This window comes from Vibrio orientalis CIP 102891 = ATCC 33934 (assembly GCF_000176235.1).
GTDB lineage: Bacteria > Pseudomonadota > Gammaproteobacteria > Enterobacterales > Vibrionaceae > Vibrio > Vibrio orientalis.
This window is the reverse complement of record NZ_ACZV01000005.1, coordinates 1,522,140-1,542,290: the sequence shown is the minus strand read 5'-3', so window position 1 is coordinate 1,542,290 and position 20,151 is coordinate 1,522,140. Positions and strand designations below refer to the sequence as shown.

General features: G+C 45.7%; 17 protein-coding genes. 13 read left to right on the top strand and 4 right to left on the bottom strand.

Annotated elements, in window-relative coordinates:
• Window positions 1–247 precede the first annotated feature (247 nt).
• The 4 genes from VIA_RS17645 to serS all read left to right on the top strand — a co-directional run bounded on the left by VIA_RS17645 (window position 248) and on the right by serS (window position 4,305).
• The gene (locus VIA_RS17645) at window positions 248–862 is read left to right on the top strand and encodes an SEC-C metal-binding domain-containing protein (RefSeq protein WP_004416694.1); all 615 of its coding nucleotides are present in this window, start codon (window positions 248–250) and stop codon (window positions 860–862) included.
• A gap of 93 nt (window positions 863–955) precedes the next feature.
• Window positions 956–1,552 carry an outer membrane lipoprotein periplasmic chaperone LolA gene (gene lolA, locus VIA_RS17640; RefSeq protein WP_004414692.1) on the top strand — a complete coding sequence of 199 codons (597 nt, stop codon included), beginning with the start codon at window positions 956–958 and terminating at the stop codon, window positions 1,550–1,552.
• Window positions 1,553–1,554: 2 nt separating this feature from the next.
• Complete coding sequence (locus tag VIA_RS17635; protein ID WP_004416692.1) at window positions 1,555–2,901, top strand: replication-associated recombination protein A; 1,347 nt, start codon at window positions 1,555–1,557, stop codon at window positions 2,899–2,901.
• Window positions 2,902–2,997: 96 nt separating this feature from the next.
• Window positions 2,998–4,305 (top strand): serine--tRNA ligase, encoded by a 1,308-nt coding sequence (gene serS, locus VIA_RS17630; RefSeq protein ID WP_004414690.1) that lies wholly within the window; start codon window positions 2,998–3,000, stop codon window positions 4,303–4,305.
• 126 nt (window positions 4,306–4,431) lie between these two features.
• On the opposite strand, the gene ansA is transcribed toward serS, so the two are convergent.
• Both ansA and sppA read right to left on the bottom strand, forming a co-directional pair.
• Window positions 4,432–5,448 (bottom strand): asparaginase, encoded by a 1,017-nt coding sequence (gene ansA, locus VIA_RS17625; RefSeq protein WP_004414689.1) that lies wholly within the window; start codon window positions 5,446–5,448, stop codon window positions 4,432–4,434.
• Between the two features lie 158 nt (window positions 5,449–5,606).
• Window positions 5,607–7,460 (bottom strand): signal peptide peptidase SppA, encoded by a 1,854-nt coding sequence (sppA, locus tag VIA_RS17620; protein ID WP_004414688.1) that lies wholly within the window; start codon window positions 7,458–7,460, stop codon window positions 5,607–5,609.
• A gap of 208 nt (window positions 7,461–7,668) precedes the next feature.
• Here sppA and VIA_RS17615 point away from each other — a divergent pair, with 208 nt between their 5' ends.
• Window positions 7,669–9,672, top strand: a complete 2,004-nt coding sequence (locus VIA_RS17615; RefSeq protein WP_038210962.1) for a 2,4-dienoyl-CoA reductase FMN-binding domain-containing protein — start codon at window positions 7,669–7,671, stop codon at window positions 9,670–9,672.
• Between the two features lie 48 nt (window positions 9,673–9,720).
• On the opposite strand, the gene purU is transcribed toward VIA_RS17615, so the two are convergent.
• Window positions 9,721–10,554 (bottom strand): formyltetrahydrofolate deformylase, encoded by an 834-nt coding sequence (gene purU, locus VIA_RS17610; protein WP_004414684.1) that lies wholly within the window; start codon window positions 10,552–10,554, stop codon window positions 9,721–9,723.
• A 197-nt stretch (window positions 10,555–10,751) separates the two neighbouring features.
• Here purU and VIA_RS17605 point away from each other — a divergent pair, with 197 nt between their 5' ends.
• The 8 genes from VIA_RS17605 to rnd all read left to right on the top strand — a co-directional run bounded on the left by VIA_RS17605 (window position 10,752) and on the right by rnd (window position 18,476).
• Window positions 10,752–10,955, top strand: a complete 204-nt coding sequence (locus VIA_RS17605; RefSeq protein WP_004414682.1) for a hypothetical protein — start codon at window positions 10,752–10,754, stop codon at window positions 10,953–10,955.
• A gap of 90 nt (window positions 10,956–11,045) precedes the next feature.
• Complete coding sequence (gene yoaA, locus VIA_RS17600) at window positions 11,046–12,962, top strand: DNA repair helicase YoaA (RefSeq protein ID WP_004414681.1); 1,917 nt, start codon at window positions 11,046–11,048, stop codon at window positions 12,960–12,962.
• 24 nt (window positions 12,963–12,986) lie between these two features.
• Complete coding sequence (tsaB, locus tag VIA_RS17595) at window positions 12,987–13,688, top strand: tRNA (adenosine(37)-N6)-threonylcarbamoyltransferase complex dimerization subunit type 1 TsaB (protein WP_004414680.1); 702 nt, start codon at window positions 12,987–12,989, stop codon at window positions 13,686–13,688.
• A gap of 34 nt (window positions 13,689–13,722) precedes the next feature.
• Window positions 13,723–14,025, top strand: a complete 303-nt coding sequence (locus VIA_RS17590) for a hypothetical protein (RefSeq protein ID WP_004414678.1) — start codon at window positions 13,723–13,725, stop codon at window positions 14,023–14,025.
• A 21-nt stretch (window positions 14,026–14,046) separates the two neighbouring features.
• Complete coding sequence (locus tag VIA_RS17585) at window positions 14,047–14,601, top strand: Slp family lipoprotein (RefSeq protein ID WP_004414676.1); 555 nt, start codon at window positions 14,047–14,049, stop codon at window positions 14,599–14,601.
• Complete coding sequence (locus tag VIA_RS17580) at window positions 14,601–15,455, top strand: alpha/beta fold hydrolase (RefSeq protein WP_004414675.1); 855 nt, start codon at window positions 14,601–14,603, stop codon at window positions 15,453–15,455. The genes VIA_RS17585 and VIA_RS17580 overlap by 1 nt, the downstream gene beginning before the upstream one ends.
• A gap of 109 nt (window positions 15,456–15,564) precedes the next feature.
• Complete coding sequence (gene fadD / locus VIA_RS17575; RefSeq protein ID WP_004414674.1) at window positions 15,565–17,262, top strand: long-chain-fatty-acid--CoA ligase FadD; 1,698 nt, start codon at window positions 15,565–15,567, stop codon at window positions 17,260–17,262.
• Window positions 17,263–17,360: 98 nt separating this feature from the next.
• Window positions 17,361–18,476, top strand: coding sequence for a ribonuclease D (gene rnd, locus VIA_RS17570; protein WP_004414672.1), 1,116 nt, complete (start codon window positions 17,361–17,363; stop codon window positions 18,474–18,476).
• Between the two features lie 95 nt (window positions 18,477–18,571).
• Here the strand turns inward: rnd and VIA_RS17565 are convergent, their stop codons facing one another.
• Window positions 18,572–20,119: a SulP family inorganic anion transporter gene (locus tag VIA_RS17565; RefSeq protein ID WP_004416686.1), complete on the bottom strand. Its 1,548-nt coding sequence runs from the start codon at window positions 20,117–20,119 to the stop codon at window positions 18,572–18,574.
• Window positions 20,120–20,151: the final 32 nt, after the last annotated feature.

The following is a 20,151-nucleotide window of genomic DNA, read 5'->3' as shown; positions in this document are numbered from 1 at the left end:
ATAAAACATATGTCAGGAATTGCGATTTTTCGCATCATGCGCTCAGAATTCAAATTCTCAAAGTGAAATAAGTGCAGGCTAAGAAAAAAGGCTAGGCAATAAAACCATCTCGCTAGCCATGACGGGAATAGTGTCGAAAAACTCACAAGGAGAGGTTATCGAATCAGGGAGGAAAGTCTCGAAGTGACCCAAGGCCTTGCATAGGGTTATAATGTGCCCAATATATGGTTATGACTAGAAAATGATAATGAAGTATCAATTACTGACACTAGAAGACTCAATTACTGACGAATCTCCTTTCTTTATTGAAGGTTTGACGCTTGCTGCTAATTTAGCAACTAAGCCTTTAGCCCCTGAAACTTGGTTGCCTTCAGTATTTGCACAGCAAGCGGACGCAGCGAAAGGTGCGATTGAAGCGCAGATCAATCAACAATATAGCTTTCTAAAGCGCAATGAATACTCATTGTTAGCGATGCTAGATGAAGGTGCTAAACGCGAACAGTTAGCTGATTTTTCTGAAGGCTTTATGACTTTGTGGCCAACCATTGAAGAGCAATGGGTGGACGTGAATGTTGGTGACGGTACGCTGCGTATGTTACAAGCAATGCTGACTACCTTCATGTTGGCGATCGACGAAGCGCAAACTCAACAACAGATGAAAGCATCAGGTATCGAGTTTCCACCAAGCTTAGAAGATTTTCTTGATCAAATTGATCTGATGATTGCAGAGGTCGCGCAGTCAGCTGACGAAGCAATGATTGGTGCCAAAGCGCAAAGTGTTAATCCATATAAAGATATTGGTCGCAATGATGCTTGCCCATGTAACAGTGGCAAAAAGTTTAAACAGTGCTGCGGAAAGTAGTTATCGCAAGCGAACAAACTTAACCTTCTCCGGTCAAAGAGAAGGTTAAAGCACGTTATAACTAGAGCAAACCAACAATCAGGGTAGAACTTAATGAAAAAATTGGCCGTATTATTTTTGATGAGCTTTTCGGTTTTAGCTGCGCCTAAAGATGAATTAAGCCAGCGTTTACAAAAGAACGATGGCTTTAGTGCGGACTTTGCTCAGCAATTGATTAGCCCTGAAGGTGACCTTGTGATGGAAGGGCAGGGTAAGGTCGAAATTGCTAGACCGAGCTTATTTCGTTGGACGACAACGGCGCCAGACGAAAATGTATTGGTTTCGGATGGTCAATCGCTTTGGTATTACAGTCCATTTATCGAACAAGTGAGTATTTATTGGCAAGAGCAAGCAACAGAGCAAACCCCTTTTGTTTTGTTGACACGTAATCGCGCCAGTGACTGGGATAACTACAAGGTTGATCAGCAAGGTGATACTTTCATCCTGACGCCTACCGCAGTAGATAGTAACCAAGGTCAGTTTAAGCTGAGCATTGATGAGCAAGGCGCTGTGCAAGGTTTTAGTGTGGTTGAGCAAGATGGCCAGCAAAGTAACTTTACGTTTAACAACATTAACCTCAATAAGCCAAAGGCGAACCGGTTTACTTTTGTAATTCCTGAAGGTGTAGAGGTTGATGACCAAAGGAACTAAATGTGAGTAATTTCTCATTCGATTTTTCAGGGGACGAAGATTTTCGTCCCCTTGCCGCTAGAATGCGCCCAGAAACGCTCGACCAATATATCGGTCAGCAGCATATTCTGGGGGTAGGAAAGCCTCTGCGTCGTGCGTTGGAAGCGGGTCATATCCACTCAATGATCTTGTGGGGACCTCCGGGTACCGGAAAGACAACTCTAGCTGAAGTTGCCGCCAATTACGCGAATGCAGAGGTAGAGCGTGTCTCTGCGGTTACCTCGGGTGTGAAAGAAATTCGCGCGGCGATTGAAAGAGCGCGTGAGAACAAACTTGCCGGTAGACGCACAATCTTGTTTGTTGACGAGGTGCATCGTTTCAATAAATCACAACAAGATGCATTTTTGCCGCATATTGAAGATGGCACGGTGACCTTCATCGGCGCGACAACGGAAAACCCATCTTTCGAGCTTAACAACGCATTGCTCTCACGGGCACGTGTTTACAAGTTAACCTCGTTGGCTCAACAGGATATTCGTCTAGCGCTTAAACAGGCGATTGAAGATAAAGAACGAGGTTTGGGCAATGTTGAAGCATCGTTTGCTGAAGGTGTCCTTGACCGACTGTCTGAGCTAGTTAATGGTGATGCTCGTATGTCACTGAACTACCTTGAACTTCTCTACGATATGGCCGAAGAGGATGAGCAAGGTGTGAAGGTGATTACCTTACCGCTATTAGCTGAAGTCGCGGGTGAAAAAGTCTCTCGTTTTGATAACAAGGGCGATATTTGGTACGACCTAATTTCGGCAGTACATAAGTCGATTCGCGGCTCTAACCCAGATGCGGCGCTCTATTGGTCTGCACGTATGATAGCTGCTGGTTGTGACCCGCTGTATATCGCCCGCCGTTTACTTGCTATCGCGTCAGAAGATGTGGGGAATGCAGACCCTAGGGCGATGCAAGTTGCGCTCTCTGCATGGGATTGCTTTACCCGTGTTGGCCCAGCAGAAGGTGAGCGAGCTATTGCACAAGCGATTGTTTACCTAGCGTGTGCGCCAAAAAGCAATGCAGTGTATACCGCGTGGAAGCAAGCGTTAACGGATGCGCACAATCTGCCAGAGTATGAAGTACCTGTTCACTTACGTAACGCGCCGACCTCTTTGATGAAAGATCTTGGCTATGGGCAAGAGTATCGTTATGCCCATGATGAGCCAGGTGCATATGCGGCAGGTGAACAGTATTTGCCACCTGAAATGGCAGAGACTCGCTACTATCAACCGACAAATCGGGGCTTAGAAACCAAAATTGGCGAAAAGTTAGATTACTTGGCTAGTTTAGACGCAAAAAGCCCACAAAAGCGCTATGAATAAGCGTCTATTTTAGATACATTTATTCGGCTAATATTTTTAGCGTTTGAGCAAGATGTTCGAGCGCAATTTCACAACTAAAAAAGCATAGGATTAACAATGCTGGATTCTAAATTACTTCGTACAGAGCTGGATGAAACAGCTGCAAAACTAGCACGTCGTGGCTTTAAGCTAGACGTAGAGACAATCCGTACACTTGAAGAACAACGTAAGTCGATTCAAGTCGAAGTTGAAAATTTACAATCCACTCGTAACTCCATCTCTAAGCAGATCGGCCAAAAAATGGCGGCTGGTGACAAAGACGGCGCTGAAGAGATCAAGAAACAAATCGGTACTCTAGGTAGCGACCTTGATGCTAAAAAAGTTGAACTTGATGCAGTAATGGCACAACTGGAAGAGATCACTCTATCTGTTCCAAACCTGCCTGCTGACGATGTTCCAAATGGTAAAGACGAAGATGACAACGTAGAGATCTCTCGTTGGGGTGAGCCAAAAACTTACGACTTCGAACTAAAAGATCACGTTGATCTTGGTGAAATGGGTGGCGGTCTTGATTTCGCAAGCGCAACTAAAATCACTGGTGCACGTTTCATCGTAATGAAAGGTCAATTCGCTCGTCTACACCGAGCGATTGCTCAGTTCATGCTAGATCTTCACACAGAAGAGCACGGCTACTCAGAAATGTACGTACCGTACCTAGTAAACTCTGACAGCTTGTTCGGTACAGGTCAGCTACCAAAATTTGGTAAAGACCTGTTCCACACTGAGCCGCTAGAAGAGAAAGTAAACGATGAAGAGCCGCGTAAACTGTCTCTGATTCCTACTGCAGAAGTACCAGTAACGAACATGGTTCGTGACACGATTTCTGACGAAGCGGATCTACCACTTAAGATGACAGCGCATACGCCGTGTTTCCGTTCTGAAGCGGGTTCTTACGGTCGCGATACTCGTGGTCTAATCCGTATGCACCAGTTCGACAAAGTTGAGCTAGTTCAGATCACTCGTCCAGAAGATTCAATGGATGCACTTGAAGAGCTAACTGGTCACGCTGAGAAAGTTCTACAACTACTAGAGCTACCTTACCGTAAAGTGGTTCTATGTACTGGTGACATGGGCTTCGGTGCTCGTAAGACTTACGACTTAGAAGTTTGGGTTCCAGCACAAGAGACTTACCGTGAAATCTCATCTTGTTCAAACATGTGGGACTTCCAAGCACGTCGTATGCAAGCTCGTTTCCGTCGTAAAGGCGAGAAGAAGCCAGAGCTAGTACACACGCTAAACGGTTCTGGTCTAGCGGTTGGCCGTACTATGGTTGCAATCCTAGAGAACAACCAAGAAGCTGATGGCCGTATCGCAATCCCAGCAGTACTTCAGAAGTACATGGCTGGCGCAACGCACATCGGTTAATCGAAAGATTGGCTTAGTCGAAAGACACATAGAGAAAAGGCGACTTACAGAGTCGCCTTTTTTATTATTTTCCTAATACTAAAAAAGCCGACATGACGTCGGCTTTGTTTATTATATCGATGTCGCTTAGATGCTCATCTCACCGCGCAGAACTTGCTGCATTTTCACTTTTACTTGTTCGTAGCTTAATCCTTGGCTGAGTAAGAAGTGAAGTTTTGCTAGTGCTGCTTCAGGGGTCATATCGTAGCCGCTAATGACGCCAGCTTCTGCAAGGGCACAACCTGTCGCATAACCGCCCATGTTCACTTTACCAGCTAGACATTGGGTAAGGTTTACCACAAGCACGCCACGCTGTGAGGCATCTTTGAGATGGCTCAGAAGCTCAGGGTTCTGTGGTGCGTTACCTACGCCAAACGTTAAAAGAATCATCGCATTCACAGGCTGTAGCAATGTATTACGAATAACTTCATGCGAAATGCCTGGGTACATAGTAATCACGCCAATTGGCTGCGGCGTAATATCGTGAACCTTAAACTCACCTTCAGGCACTTTACCCACTTCAATATCGCTGCTGATTTGAATATTGATACCGGCTTCAAGCAGAGGTGGCAAGTTTGGAGACGTAAAGGCATTAAAGCCGTCAGCATGAGATTTCGTACTACGGTTACCGCGCATCAGCTTGTTGTTGAAGAATAGCGTCACTTCGTTGATTGGGTAGTTAGCCGCAATGTGCAGAGCATTAAGTAAGTTTGCTTGGCCGTCAGAACGAAGCTCAGCTAGAGGGATCTGTGAGCCGGTTACAATTACTGGTTTGCCAAGGTTCTCGAGCATAAATGACAATGCTGACGCCGTATATGCCATGGTGTCCGTACCATGTAGGATAACGAAACCGTCATACTTGTCATAGTTATCACGAATGTCGTCGGCGATCTGTTGCCAATCTGCTGGCGTCATATCAGAAGAGTCGATCAGAGGGTCGTATTCGTGAATGGTAAACTCTGGCATTTCTGGGCGTTGAAACTCTGGCATGCTTGCGAGTTGTTTTTCCATAAAACCAGCGACTGGAACATAACCGTGGTCATGGGACTTTTGCATTCCAATGGTGCCGCCAGTGTAGGCAATATAAATATGTTTTCTAGCCATTGCTTTGAAACCAGTTAATTGTAGGGGGAACAGAGCGTGGGATTATATATTAATCTTAGCCAATAAAAAGGGGCATCCCGCACAGGAATCCCCCTAATTTAGCAGCGCTTGAAACGTTGTGTTGTAACTTTGCGCTTTGCTAGTGATTAATCGTGTAACTATTGAACTTGGCAGTTCAAACAAAATGCATATTGACCTTTGGGGTCGTTAAAGCTTTGCAGCATATTTGCATCTTGGATTACTTGTGCCGCCATAGGTTGCAGAGCTTGTGGCAATAGTGCAGTAGCATCGATACCTAAGTTCACTTTGACTTGGTTCATAAAGTCTTGAATAAACTGCTGCGCTGGCGAAAGCGGCTCTTCGACCCAGTAAATATTGTATTGCTCAACTTTAGCAAGTTCTGCCGCCAGTTTTACCGCGTCATCAAAATCACCAATCTTATCAATCAGACCAAATTCTAGTGCGTCTTGACCTGTCCAAACACGACCTTGAGCTACATCGTCGACATTCTCTAGCGGAATATCACGTGATTGGCTCACCAGACCAATAAAGCGGTTATAGCCGTGTTCAATACCCATCTGGAACGCTTGAGATGCGCCATCAGATAATCCTGTCGTCACTCCCACATCAGAAAATGGAGAAGTACCGACACCATCGGTATAGATACCTAGGTTGTTTAAGCCTTTTTCAAATGTCGTAATCACACTGAAAATACCAATTGAACCGGTAAGGGTTGTTGGCTGAGCAACAATGCGGTCTGCACTCATCGAAATCCAGTAACCGCCAGAAGCGGCCAGACTAGACATAGAAGCAACAACTGGCTTACCCGCTTCTTTGAGTGCTTCAATCTCGTTGCGAATCACTTCTGATGCAAACGCACTACCACCCGGGCTGTCGACGCGAAGCACCACGGCTTTGACTTTATCGTCATTGCGAGCTTGACGCAGTAAGGCAGCGGTTGTATCGCCACCTACAGTTCCAGGAGGCTGAGAACCGTCCATAATTGCGCCGCTAGCAACAACGACAGCAATATCGTCTTGAGCTAGATCGAATGTAGGTGCAACGGACGCTTGGTATTCGTAAAAGCCAATGTGGTTATAGCTATCGTCGCCATTGCTACCAAATACTTCGATAAGCTCTTTACGAACTTGCTGGCGTGTTGCTAATTGGTCAACGAGACCCTCGTTTAACGATAGAGCGGCTAAATCGCCATTATTTTTCTTAAGCAGCTCAAGGAAGGTATCCATATCAGGTGTAAGCAGTTTAGGCTCAAGCTGACGGTTTGATGCAACATCATCAATGTATGCACCCCAAAGTTGCCCTAACCAGCGAGAAGCGGATTCTTTGGCAGGATCCGACATACCGTCGCGAATAAATGGCTCAATAGCCGATTTGTAGGTACCGACACGGAAAACATGCGTATTGACATCAAGTTTCTCAAGTAGGGTTTTGTAGTAAAGAGAATAAGCGCTGTAGCCTTTCAGCATTACCGCGCCGTCTGGTGCTAAGTAAATCTTATCGGCATAACTTGCGAGGTAGTATTGGCTCTGATTGTACATATCTCCAACAGCATAGATAGGCTTACCGGAGGCTTTAAACTCATTGAGCGCCTTGGCGATATATCTCAGCTTGGTCAGGTTCGTTTCTGGCAGGTCACGTAGCGCCAATACTAAGCCGCTGACATTTTGGTCATCTTTGGCGTGGCGAATGGTGTCGACGATATCGAACAGCACATTTTCTTTTGGTAGTTCTTTACCAAAAAGAAGCGAACCCGTTAACGAATCCATTGGATTGGCGTAAGTGGATTGCTCAACAATTGGCCCCGAGATATTAACGATTAATGCTGATTCTTTGGGTGCTACTGGGGTAGGGGTATCTGCAGTGGTATAGAGAAAATAAATAGCGCCTATACTTGCTAGAAAGATAAGGTTGATAAGAGCAAGACGAATAAAGGTGATGAGTTTCCAGATCCCCTTAAAGAACATGCCGACAAATTTAAATACTGTTTTCATTTTATCTCCGCTGCGACGTGCGCAGTTCAAGGCTTATTCGCTGTAAGACCTTATAAACTTGAATAAGTTACATCCTACTTAAACTAGTATACCCAAACAACCGCAAGATTGATCGGTGTTACAAAAATGTAAACAGTTGTTTGATTTTTAAGTTAAGAGTCCTTACTCTGGTCAGACCACAATAATAAAGAGTAAAGTGATGTCTACCATGTACCCAAACCTACTTAAGCCATTGGATCTCGGGTTTACCCAGCTAAGAAACCGAGTACTTATGGGCTCAATGCATACAGGTCTTGAAGAACACAAAGAAGGTCTTGGCAAACTTGCAGCGTTCTATGAAGAGCGAGCAAAAGGCGGTGTAGGCCTGATTGTAACAGGTGGCTTCTCTCCGAATTTGCGTGGCCGACTGCATCCTTTTAGTGCCGAGTTTAGTAAAACCAAACATGCCAAAGCACATCAAGTCGTGACACAAGCCGTCCATAGACAAGGCGGTAAGATTGCGTTGCAGCTTTTACACGCAGGTCGCTATGCGATGCACCCTTTTTCTCAAAGTGCATCATCGATCAAAGCGCCAATCGCCAAGTTTGCGCCAAGTGAGATGAGTACCCGCCAAATCAATAATACCATTAATGCCTTCGCCAATAGTGCTGCTTTGGCAAAAGAAGCGGGCTACGATGGTGTAGAAGTCATGGGCTCTGAAGGTTACCTGCTGAACCAGTTTATCTGTAAACGTACCAACATGCGTTACGATGAGTGGGGTGGCAGTTATGAAAATCGTATTCGATTCCCGCTGGAAGTAGTAAAAGCAATCCGTAAGGCAGCGGGTGAAGAATTTATCATTATATTTCGTCTATCCATGCTTGACCTCGTTGAAGAAGGCAGCACGTTTGATGAAGTGATTATGCTAGCCAAAGAGCTAGAAAAAGCGGGCGTAACCATTATTAATACCGGTATTGGTTGGCATGAAGCGCGTATCCCAACGATTGCCACTCAGGTGCCTCGTAGCGCATTTACATGGGTGACGGAAAAAGTGCGCCCTCATGTGTCGGTGCCAATTATTACCTGTAACCGAATTAACACTCCGGAAGAAGCCGAAAAGATTTTAGCAAGCGGTCAAGCGGATATGGTCTCGATGGCGCGTCCTTTCCTTGCCGATCCACATTTTGTGATTAAAGCTGAGCAAAACCAGTCGCAAATGATCAATACCTGTATTGGTTGTAACCAAGCATGTTTAGACAACGTGTTTAAAGGTAAACGTGCTGGGTGTCTGGTGAACCCATTAGCTTGTCGTGAAACAGAATTGGTCATTAAGCCAGCAGAGAGTAAAAAGAACATCGCTGTTGTGGGGGCAGGGCCTGCTGGCCTTTCCTGCGCAACAACGCTAGCTGAGCGTGGGCACAACGTGGACCTGTTTGAGCGCAACGACCGCATCGGTGGTCAGTTCCGTCTAGCAATGCAGATCCCGGGCAAAGAAGAGTTCCGCGAGACGATTCGTTACTTCGCTAATCGTATCGATGAAACGGGCGTTAAACTTCACCTAGACACAGAAGCAAACTACGACCTACTAGCTGAGTATGATGAAGTGGTGATGGCTTCTGGTGTAGAGCCTCGCAAGGTCGATATTGAAGGCATAGACACTCCAGAGAAAGTGGTCGACTATCAAAGCCTGATTCGCGATAAGACCTATACAGGCAATAAGGTTGCGATAGTGGGTGCTGGTGGTATTGGTGTTGATGTGGCGACGATGCTGACAGAGCCAAATGGCCATAGTTTAGATGATTGGCTGCATGAGTGGGGCATCGACAAAGAGATTGCCCATCCTGGTGGTCTATTCCCTTATCCAGATTCAATGAGCGAAAAAACCGTTTGGGTCCTACAGCGCCGTAAAGGCCGAGTTGGTAAAGGTCCGGGTAAGACAACGGGGTGGATTCATAAACGTACATTAGAAAAGCGCGGCGTAAATCTGTTAGGCGGTGTTAGCTACGATAAGATTGATCAGCAAGGGCTTCACATTAGTGTCGATGAAAAAGCGCAGCTACTTGATGCAGATACGGTGGTGATCTGTGCGGGTCAAGAGTCGGTCCGTCCATTTGAAAACCAATGGCACCTGCTTGGAGACAAGCTCCATATTATTGGTGGCGCCGATTATGCCGGTGAGTTGGATGCCGTGAGGGCAATCAAACAGGGTGTAGAGCTCGCAGCGAAATTGTAAAACAAAAAAGGCTTCCAAATCGGAAGCCTTTTTTAATGCAAGAATAGATTAAAGAATCACGGTCTTATTGCCGTAAACAAATACGTGGTCATTTAGGACCTTGTTTAGGGCTTTACTTAACACATTCTTTTCAACATCACGGCCTGCTTGTGCCATATCCTGAGCGTTGAAGTTATGATCAACAGGGATGACGTCTTGCTTGATGATTGGGCCTTCATCAAGGTCGTTGGTGACAAAGTGGGCGGTTGCGCCGATGATCTTCACACCACGCTCATACGCTTGTTGGTAAGGTTTCGCGCCAATAAAGGCTGGTAGGAAACTGTGGTGAATGTTGATGATCTTGTGGTTGTACTTTTCGACGAACGATGGCGTGAGTACGCGCATGTATTTAGCCAGCACCAAGTAATCCGCTTGATATTGGTCAATCACTTTGAGCATCTCTTTCTCATGCTCTTCACGATTCAATCCTTCATGAGAAACATGGTGATAAGGGATGTCGAATCTTTCTGTCAGGCTTTGCAGTGTATCGTAGTTACCGACAACCGCAGCAATTTCAACATCTAGACTACCGTCGTAATTCTTCATCAGAATATCACCCAGGCAGTGTGCTTCTTTGGTGACTAGTACCACAATACGCTTGCGGTTAGACCCGATCAGCTTGCGTTTAGCGCCTTGAGGCAGTGCTTGATCAAGATCAGCAAGCAAGGTTTCATCGTTAAAGTAGCCTTCAAGCTCGGTGCGCATGAAAAAATGGCCACTAGTATTATCGACGAACTCGTTGTTGTGGATGATATTCAGTTGGTGTTTGTAACAGATGTTCGTGATCTTTGAAATAAGACCAGGGGCGTCAGTACAATGTGTTAGCAGTGTTTTCTTTTCCATTAGGTTCAAACTTCCGTGCTTTATTTTTTTTGTTTTGTGAAATTTTTACGGGCGTTCGAACGGTGAACTAACCCGCAATAATGAAGCTACAATTAAACTAATATCGAGTTGGTTTCAACAATTAATCTGAGTTAACCGTTTGGCTCGATTTATTTGTTCGAGATTTCTTTTCTTTTGCGTGTCTTTAGGTGGTATTTATGGATAAAGAACTATTAGCTCGTAAATTGTACTCAGAACGTGTGAGTGCTTTGTCTGGTGGTAAAGAGCTTGATGAAGAAATGTTAGATACAATGTGGGAAAACCGTGCCTCTCCTAGTGAAGCAGCTAAAGCCCTAAATTCGGAAGAATCAGAAGGCTTTAATGGACCTGCTTGGTTGAACCGCTACCTCACTAAACGCTAGTTAAATTTCAATTTGGCGCGAAATCTCATTCGCGCCTTTATATGAAAACTGCCATAATCACTCTTCTTTTCGTCAACCCTTTGCTAGTTAATGATTTCAAAAACCTTCTCTTCTGAAGGAGCCTTAGGGAAAGCTATTCCTGGGTTCCAACCTCGTCAGGCGCAGCTCGATATGGCAGAAGCCGTCAGCCAAGCCATTAAAGCGCAAAGTCAGGTCGTGGTAGAAGCGGGAACGGGAACGGGTAAAACCTTCGCTTATCTTGTACCTGCGTTACTCAGTGGTAAGAAAACCATTATCAGCACCGGGTCGAAAAACCTTCAAGAACAGCTTTTCCACCGTGACTTGCCATTAATGACGAATGCACTCGGTTTTTATGGGCAAGTGGCACTATTAAAAGGGCGAGCGAACTATTTATGTCTTGACCGGCTTAGTCGCCAAATGGTTGAAAGTCACACTCAAACGGCTGACCCGACGCTACTCACCCAATTGGTTAAAGTCAGAAGCTGGTCATCTGAAACGAAAAGTGGTGATTTGGGCGATTGTGATGCGATTGCCGAAGATAGCCCAGTGATACCAACCATCACTTCGACTAACGATAACTGTTTAGGCAAAGAGTGCCCAAGTTATCAAGATTGCTTTGTGTTGAAAGCGCGTAAGAAAGCGTTAGATGCCGATGTGGTTGTGGTCAATCATCACCTGTTTTTAGCCGACTTAGCGATTAAAGAAACCGGATTTGGTGAGCTGATTCCTGAAGCAGACGTGTTTATCTTCGATGAGGCCCATCAATTACCTGATATCGCTAGTCACTATTTTGGTCAGTCGCTCTCTAGTCGACAGATTCAAGAGCTGAGTAAAGACATTGAAATCGCGTATCGCACCGAAGCAAAAGATATGCGCCAACTGCAAAAAGCGGGCGAAAAACTCTACCAGACCGCGATGGATTTGCGCATTGTGCTTGGTGAGCCGGGTTTTCGTGGCAACTGGCGTGAAGCGATAACTTCTCCTTCGATTGGCCGCGAGCTTCGTCGACTTGAAGATACGTTAGATTTTGTTATTGAGGTTTTAAAACTGGCGCTAGGGCGCAGCCAACTTCTAGACAGTGCATTTGAAAGAGCAAACACCATTAAAGCGCGCTTAGACCGAGTATGTGATGTCTCTATCACAGGGTATTCCTATTGGTACGACACCACACCTCGTCATTTTAGCTTGCACATTACCCCCTTATCCGTTGCCGATAAGTTTCATGAGCAGATCGAGCTCAAGCAGGGGGCGTGGATTTTTACCTCAGCCACTCTCGCGGTAAATGATGATTTTGGCCATTTTACCTCGCGCTTAGGCTTGAAGCCGCAGGCACAAATGTCCTTGCCGAGTCCGTTCGACTATCAAACTCAGGCAAGGCTCTGCGTACCTCGATACTTACCTGAGCCAAATAGTCCCGGTATGGCAGACAAGTTAGTCAACATGCTGACTCCGGTGATTGAATTAAACCAAGGGCGGTGTTTCTTCCTTTGTACCTCGCACAGCATGATGAAGGAGCTCGGGGAGCGCTTTCGGGAAAGGTTATCTGTCCCCGTTTTGCTTCAAGGTGAAACCAGTAAACAGAAAACCCTTGCTGAGTTTATGGAGCTAGGTAATGCCTTGTTAGTCGCGACAGGCGCGTTCTGGGAAGGGATTGACGTTAGAGGTGATGCACTGAGCTGTGTTATCATCGACAAATTGCCTTTTACTGCGCCAGATGACCCGCTACTCAAGGCCCGCATTGAAGATTGCCAACTAAAAGGCGGCGATCCTTTTGCTCAGGTACAAATCCCTGATGCGGTGATTACCTTAAAGCAGGGTGTTGGACGATTGATTCGAGATAAGAACGATAAGGGCGCATTGATTATCTGTGATAATCGATTAGTGACCCGCGAGTATGGTGGCGTGTTTTTGTCGAGCTTGCCGCCCATACCACGTACCCGAGACCTTGGGGTGGTAAGAGACTTTCTTGAACAAGTAAATATTTAAACAAAACGATAATTTGAGATATCAATGAGTACTAAGATTCTTGCTCTCGATACAGCAACAGAAAACTGTTCAGTTGCTCTATTAGTGGATGAAAAAGTTTATGTTCGCAGTGAAGTAGCACCGCGTGACCACACGAAAAAAGTACTGCCAATGGTGGATGAAGTGCTAAAAGAAGCGGGTTTAACGCTCGCTGATCTAGATGCTTTGGCTTTTGGCCGTGGACCGGGCAGTTTTACGGGGGTTCGCATTGGCATTGGTATTGCACAAGGTTTAGCATTTGGTGCAGATCTACCTATGATTGGTATTTCCACCCTAGAAGCGATGGCACAAGGTGTATACCGCCAGCATGGTGAAAGCCAAGTGGCGTGCGCGATTGATGCGCGAATGAGCGAAGTCTACTGGGGGCGTTTTACCCGTCAAGAAGATGGCACTTGGGTACAAACCGATGCAGAGTGTGTGACACCACCGCAAATTGCGGCAGACAACAGCCAAGCTGATAAGTCGACATGGTTTACTGCAGGTACTGGCTGGGATGCTTACAGCGAGCAGCTTGAAGGTATTAAGTTTGCTACTGAAAAGAGCAAGGTCTTGTTCCCTGATGCGGAAGATATCGTCCAATTAGCAAAATTTGAGTTGGCGAAAGGCAACACTGTTGATGCTGAAGATGCGAGCCCAGTTTATCTACGCGATACCGTTGCTTGGAAAAAGCTACCGGGTAGAGAATAACTCAGATCATTAGATCGTAATATGAACGGATAGTATGGTTTCAATTAATGGATTACCTCCTTCGGTACCCGGCCCAAATCGAACCAATAAGGCCGGTAAGAAGAACGAGGTTAAAAAGTCTGAAGCTAAAACATCAGTTGGGCAACCAACCAAGGTGGCCAATGCTGTTGCCCATTCTATCCGTCATGTCAATGAATCAGATATTCATAAAGCGCAAGTCCAGTACGACTTACCTGAAGGGCGTGGGCGCCAAGCAATGCAAGAGTATATGAACGTGATGACTCAAGCGAAGCGAGATGAACTATCACAAATGATCGGTGTCGATATCTATATCTAGCCCTAAGGTATTCAAAGTCTTATGATCCCACGTATCTCTCGATGGTTACTTCTAATCATTAGCGTTGCTTTTCTTTCAGCGTGTAGTTCCCTTCCTGATAATCTGCAGTCCGACAATCCTAATATCATTACTGATTATCAACTTTGGCAATCCAATAGTGATGGGCAAAATGAATTGAGGCTTGGTGGCTTAATTGCCGATGTTAAGAATCTAAAAGATAAAACTCGTATTGAAGTGGTGAATCTACCCATTAGTGCTTCGGGTAAACCTGATATCAGTGAAGAGCCTCAAGGACGATTTGTCGCTTATATCAATGGTTTTGCCGACCCTGTGACTTTATCGCAAGGCCGCCTTATCTCATTAATCGGTGATAGTAATGGCCGTGAAGAGGGCAAAGTCGGAGAGTTCCAGTACGACTTTCCAGTGATGAACGCCAGAGCCTACCACCTGTGGCGGGTCGAAGAGCGCGTGATTATTCATGACTTCGATAGCTATTTATATCCTTGTCGTGGGCTTTATTGTCGTGACGCACGCTATGGCACTCGCCAAGGAAAAGTAATCCAAGAAGTGAAGTGATGCGAAATGAAACTCGCCGTGATATTGCCAATGGACATATCGCGGCCATCGAATATGGACAGGCTGAAACGGCCGAACTCACGGTCGTTTTTATACATGGTTGGCTAGATAACGCGGCTAGTTTCGAAACAGTAATGGGCACATTACATCGTCAAGCAAAAGACCTCCACCTTTGCGCAATCGATTTACCAGGTCATGGCCTTTCCAGTGCCAAAAATGGCAACAATTTTTACTCTTTTCACGACTATATAGACGATCTTTTCCAGTTTTTGGCTAACTTATCGCCAAACAGACTGGTGTTAGTGGGTCATTCTCTTGGTGCTTTGATTGCAAGTTGCTATAGTGCCGCCTTTCCTGAACAAGTCAGTGGATTGGTTCAGATAGAAGGGTATGGTCCTTTGGCAGAAGAACCTCAAAATACCGTCTCTCGACTAAGAGAGGGGGTGATGAGCCGCCAGAGAATCCGAAGAAAGCCGACTCGTGCCATGCAAACTGTGCAAGAAGCGATAGATAGACGCGCAAAAGTGAATCAGATAGAAGCTTCACTGATTGCACCTATCGTTGAACGAGGTCTCGTTCAGACTGATTCAGGTTGTGAATGGAGACACGATGTTAACTTGCAAAGTCAGTCGCTCTATCGCATGTCGCAACAGCATGCTGATGTGTTTCGTCAACATATTCGTTGTCCGCAACTCATTATCTTAGGAGAGCAAGGCTTTTCTTATTTGCAGTCTTTTCAACATGATGCTTCAGACTCCACTCACATTGAGATGATCGAAGGCGGTCATCATTGTCATCTGCAAGCCCCTTCTAGAGTCGTTAACCTAATTTTTGGCTTAGTTAACAAAATTTAAACAAGTGTTTGAGTGTTTCGTGCTCAAGCGCTGCGCCTGTGCTGTAATAGTCGACATTGAAAATGAGCGTCTTTCAGATGACAGCCAGTTAATTTCGAGGAGTTTTACCGTGGATAAACCTTGGTTATCACGTTATCCAACAGATGTGCCTGAGCATATCAACCCAGATCAATACCCATCTTTGGTGGAAATGTTTGAACAGTCCGTGCAAAAGTTCGCTGACCAGCCTGCATTTATGAACATGGGCTCGGTAATGACTTTCCGTAAACTGGAAGAGCGTAGCCGTGCTTTTGCTGCTTACCTGCAAAATGACCTTAAGCTGCAAAAAGGCGACCGTGTTGCTTTGATGATGCCAAACCTACTGCAATATCCAGTTGCGCTATTTGGTGTACTACGTGCAGGTCTTATCGCGGTAAACGTAAACCCACTTTATACGCCACGTGAACTAGAGCACCAGTTAAACGATTCTGGCGCAAAAGCGATTGTGATCGTTTCAAACTTTGCCAATACACTAGAGCAAGTCGTAGAGAACACGCCAGTTAAGCACGTAATTTTGACTAGTCTTGGTCAAATGCTACCGCGTGCGAAGGGCACTATTGTCGACTTCGTGGTGAAATACGTAAAAGGTATGGTGCCTAAGTATGATCTTCCTGGCGCTATCTCAATGCGTAAAGCGCTGCATAAAGGTCGTCGCCTACAGTATGTGAAGCCATTTATGTCTGGCGATGATATTGCGTTCCTACAATACACGGGTGGTACTACCGGTGTGGCGAAAGGGGCGATCTTAACTCATCGCAATATGATTGCTAACGTGATGCAGGCAAAAGGGGCTTACGGGCCAGTTCTGTCTGAAGGTCGTGAGCTAGTCGTTACCGCATTGCCGCTGTATCACGTATTCGCTTTGACAGTGAACTGTCTACTGTTTGTGGAAATGGGTGGTCAAAACCTACTGATTACCAACCCGCGTGATATTCCCGGCTTTATCAAAGAGCTACAGAAATACTCATTCACAGCTATTACTGGTGTAAACACACTCTTTAATGCGTTGGTGAATAATGAAGATTTCCATGAGCTTAACTTTAAGAATCTGAAGCTAGCTGTCGGTGGCGGCATGGCGGTTCAACGCGCTGTCGCAGATCAATGGAAGAAAACCACAGGTATTCATCTACTTGAAGGCTACGGCCTAACCGAGTGTTCACCACTGGTAACAGGTAACCCATACGATCTAACAGATTACACAGGAGCAATAGGCCTACCTGTACCATCGACAGAAGTGCGTATTGTTGATGATGAGGGTAACCCTGTAGCAAATACAGAGGTGGGTGAGTTGCAAGTGCGTGGTCCTCAGGTGATGCAAGGTTACTGGCAGCGCCCTGAAGCGACTAAAGAAGTGATTAACGCGGAAGGTTGGTTATCTACGGGTGATATCGTTAAGTTTGATGATGAAGGTTTGATTCATATTGTCGATCGTAAGAAAGATATGATCCTTGTGTCTGGCTTTAACGTTTATCCGAATGAAATCGAAGACGTTGTTGCGCTACATGGCAAAGTGCTAGAAGTTGCAGCGATTGGTCAGCCACATGAAGTTTCTGGTGAGCTAGTAAAGATTTATGTAGTTAAGCGCGATCCAAGCGTAACAAAAGACGAAATCATCGCGCACTGTCGTCAGCATCTTACGGGCTACAAGGTGCCGAAATTGGTTGAGTTCAAAGATGAACTGCCGAAGACCAACGTCGGTAAGATCCTTCGCCGTGTACTTCGTGAAGAAAATGACGCTAACCTCGCGAAATCGAAGCCAGAACAATAGAGTTAGCTAAGCAACAATAAGTGAATAATGCTAGAATGCCGACAATGACTTGTCGGCATTTTTTATGGCCGCCTGAAACCGCTCATAGTGAGAAGTTAGTGAACTATCAAATTATTACCCAATCATCGCAATTGGAAGAGGTGTGCCAAAGCGCACGCAATGTGGATGTCGTGATGCTCGATACGGAGTTTGTCCGTACGCGTACATACTACCCACAACTCGGCTTAATTCAGCTCTTCGACGGTGAGAAATTATCACTGATTGACCCTACGGTTATTGAAGATATGACCGCGTTTGTAGAGCTGCTAAAAGACACCTCGGTTCTTAAAGTGCTGCATGCTTGTGGTGAAGATTTAGAAGTGTTCCACAATAGCTTTGGTTGTCTACCATACCCAATGGTTGATACCCAACTGATGGCGGCATTCCTTGGGCATGGCTTATCGACAGGCTTTGCAGCATTGGTGGAAAATTACCTAGGTGTCGAGTTGGATAAAAGCGAGTCACGTACAGATTGGCTTGCAAGACCTCTTTCGGACAAGCAACTCGAATACGCCGCAGCTGATGTTTACTACTTACAGCCTTTGTATGAGCAGTTATTTGAAAAAATTACTCAAGCCGGCTGGTGGGAAGCAGCGCAACAAGAGAGCGACCTTGCTGCATCTAAACGCATCAAAACGGTTAATCAAGAGATGGCCTACCTTGACGTGAAAGGTGCTTGGCAGCTTAAACCGAGTGAACTTGCTATCCTAAAACCGTTAGCCACTTGGCGCCTCAAAGAGGCACTACGCCGAGACTTGGCGCTGAATTTCGTGTTTAAGGAGAACGATCTTCTCACCATCGCTAAGCTAGGTATTCAAAATCGTAATCGTATGGAACAAGAGGGCATGGATCCTCGCTCTGTACAGCGCCACAGTGCGCGTATTATCTCTATCGTGAAGCAAGCAAGGATGACTCCTGTAGAAGAGTATCCAGAGAAGATAGAGCGTCTGATGGATATGCCTGGCTATAAGCAGAAGTTCAAAGTACTTAAAGATGAAGTGAAACGCGCGTCAGCAGCGAGCGGATTAGCGACGGAATTTTTAGCCTCTAAGAAGCAACTAAACCAGCTAATGAGTTGGGTGTGGAAGAAAGACCGCGACCCTGCGAAGCTGCCGGATGTGATGCAAAGCTGGCGACGAGAGCTGTTTGGCGAAAAGATAAATAAATTATTGTAATTCGCTATCTGTATTTGGCGGATAATCTGAAGAGATAAATAAAAAGGGCTTCCAATTGGAAGCCCTTAATTTTTATGACAGCTATAAGCGAAGCCTTAGCTCGACATGACCTTATAGATTGGGTCTTCTGCGTCGTTAGCCTCAACTAGGCTACCTGCTTTATGCAGAGTCTTAACACAGTCCTGGCTTAGGTGACGCAGGTGCAATGTTTTACCAAGCGCAGAGTAGCGTTCAGCGATAGTATCGATCGCTTCGATTGCTGAATGGTCAGTAACACGAGAGTTAGCAAAATCAACAATTACGTCTTGCGGGTCATTTGCAGCATCAAACAGCTCTAGGAAGTTTGCCGTCGAGCCAAAGAATACTGGACCGTTGATCTTGTATACTTTTGAACCTTCGTCATTAGTGTGAGTATCAGCATAGATGTGCTTAGCGTGCTGCCATGCGAACATAAGCGCAGAAGCGATAACACCAACGAATACAGCAACCGCAAGGTCAGTGAGTACAGTAACAACGGTTACTAAGACGATAACAAAGAAGTCTTGTTTTGGTACACGGCGCGCTAGTTTGAACGTTGCCCACTCAAACGTACCAATAACAACCATGAACATAACACCAACAAGGGCTGCTAGCGGAATCATCTCAATGAGAGCTGAACCGAACAGAATGAACATCAGCAGTGCGACCGCAGCAACGATACCTGATAGACGACCTCGACCACCTGAGTTTACGTTAATCATTGACTGACCAATCATGGCACAACCACCCATCGCGCCGAACACAGAACAGGTCATGTTTGCCATACCTTGACCAACACATTCGCGGTTTGAGTGACCACGAGTATTTGTCATTTCGTCTAGTACAGTTAGCGTTAGTAGCGACTCAATCAGACCGATAGCCGCAAGAATGATCGCGTAAGGCAGAATGATGTAAAGTGTTTCAAGCGTAAAAGGAACGGCAGGAATAGAGAAAGTTGGCAGAGAACCAGCAAGCGTAGCAGCTTCGTCACCTGACATAGTACGCAGGAAATCAACAACCGTGCGAGTTTCAAGATCAAGACCAACCACAAGCAATGTAACCGTTACGATAGCAACCAATGAAGATGGCACTGCCGTTGTCAGCTTAGGTAGGAAGTGGATGATGCCCATAGTCAAAGCTACAAGACCAAGCATCAACATCATTTGATCTTGAGGTAACCAAGTTAGAGCGCCACTAAGGTCTGGGGCTTTAAACTGGCCTAGCTGAGCAAGGAAAATAACTATCGCAAGACCGTTTACGAAACCGATCATTACCGGGTGCGGCACGATGCGGATAAACTTACCAAGTTTAAAGACGCCAGCGGCTACCTGAATAATACCAGCCAACATAATTGCCGCAAATAAGTATTGGACACCGTGTGATGCGACCAGAGAGACCATTACAACAGCCATTGCGCCAGTTGCACCAGAAATCATACCTGGACGGCCACCAAAGATAGAAGTAATTAGACCGACGATAAATGCTGCGTATAGACCAACCATTGGGTCAACACCAGCAACAAAAGCGAAGGCAACAGCTTCAGGAACAAGAGCGAGAGCTACTGTTAGGCCTGACAACACATCGTTCTTCACAGAGTGTTTAGAAAATTGGGGAAATTCAAACATATTTGCTCAGTTTGGCTAAGTGTTTAAAAGTA

Bases quoted from the DNA above. Each gene is read 5' to 3' on its own strand.
- purU (WP_004414684.1), bottom strand. From the start codon at position 10,554: ATGGAAAAGAAAACACTGCTAACACATTGTACTGACGCCCCTGGTCTT.
- VIA_RS17605 (WP_004414682.1), top strand. From the start codon at position 10,752: ATGGATAAAGAACTATTAGCTCGTAAATTGTACTCAGAACGTGTGAGT.
- yoaA (WP_004414681.1), top strand. From the start codon at position 11,046: ATGATTTCAAAAACCTTCTCTTCTGAAGGAGCCTTAGGGAAAGCTATT.
- VIA_RS17590 (WP_004414678.1), top strand. From the start codon at position 13,723: ATGGTTTCAATTAATGGATTACCTCCTTCGGTACCCGGCCCAAATCGA.
- tsaB (WP_004414680.1), top strand. From the start codon at position 12,987: ATGAGTACTAAGATTCTTGCTCTCGATACAGCAACAGAAAACTGTTCA.
- VIA_RS17645 (WP_004416694.1), top strand. From the start codon at position 248: ATGAAGTATCAATTACTGACACTAGAAGACTCAATTACTGACGAATCT.
- sppA (WP_004414688.1), bottom strand. From the start codon at position 7,460: ATGAAAACAGTATTTAAATTTGTCGGCATGTTCTTTAAGGGGATCTGG.
- VIA_RS17565 (WP_004416686.1), bottom strand. From the start codon at position 20,119: ATGTTTGAATTTCCCCAATTTTCTAAACACTCTGTGAAGAACGATGTG.
- lolA (WP_004414692.1), top strand. From the start codon at position 956: ATGAAAAAATTGGCCGTATTATTTTTGATGAGCTTTTCGGTTTTAGCT.
- VIA_RS17615 (WP_038210962.1), top strand. From the start codon at position 7,669: ATGTACCCAAACCTACTTAAGCCATTGGATCTCGGGTTTACCCAGCTA.
- VIA_RS17585 (WP_004414676.1), top strand. From the start codon at position 14,047: ATGATCCCACGTATCTCTCGATGGTTACTTCTAATCATTAGCGTTGCT.
- VIA_RS17580 (WP_004414675.1), top strand. From the start codon at position 14,601: ATGCGAAATGAAACTCGCCGTGATATTGCCAATGGACATATCGCGGCC.
- serS (WP_004414690.1), top strand. From the start codon at position 2,998: ATGCTGGATTCTAAATTACTTCGTACAGAGCTGGATGAAACAGCTGCA.
- ansA (WP_004414689.1), bottom strand. From the start codon at position 5,448: ATGGCTAGAAAACATATTTATATTGCCTACACTGGCGGCACCATTGGA.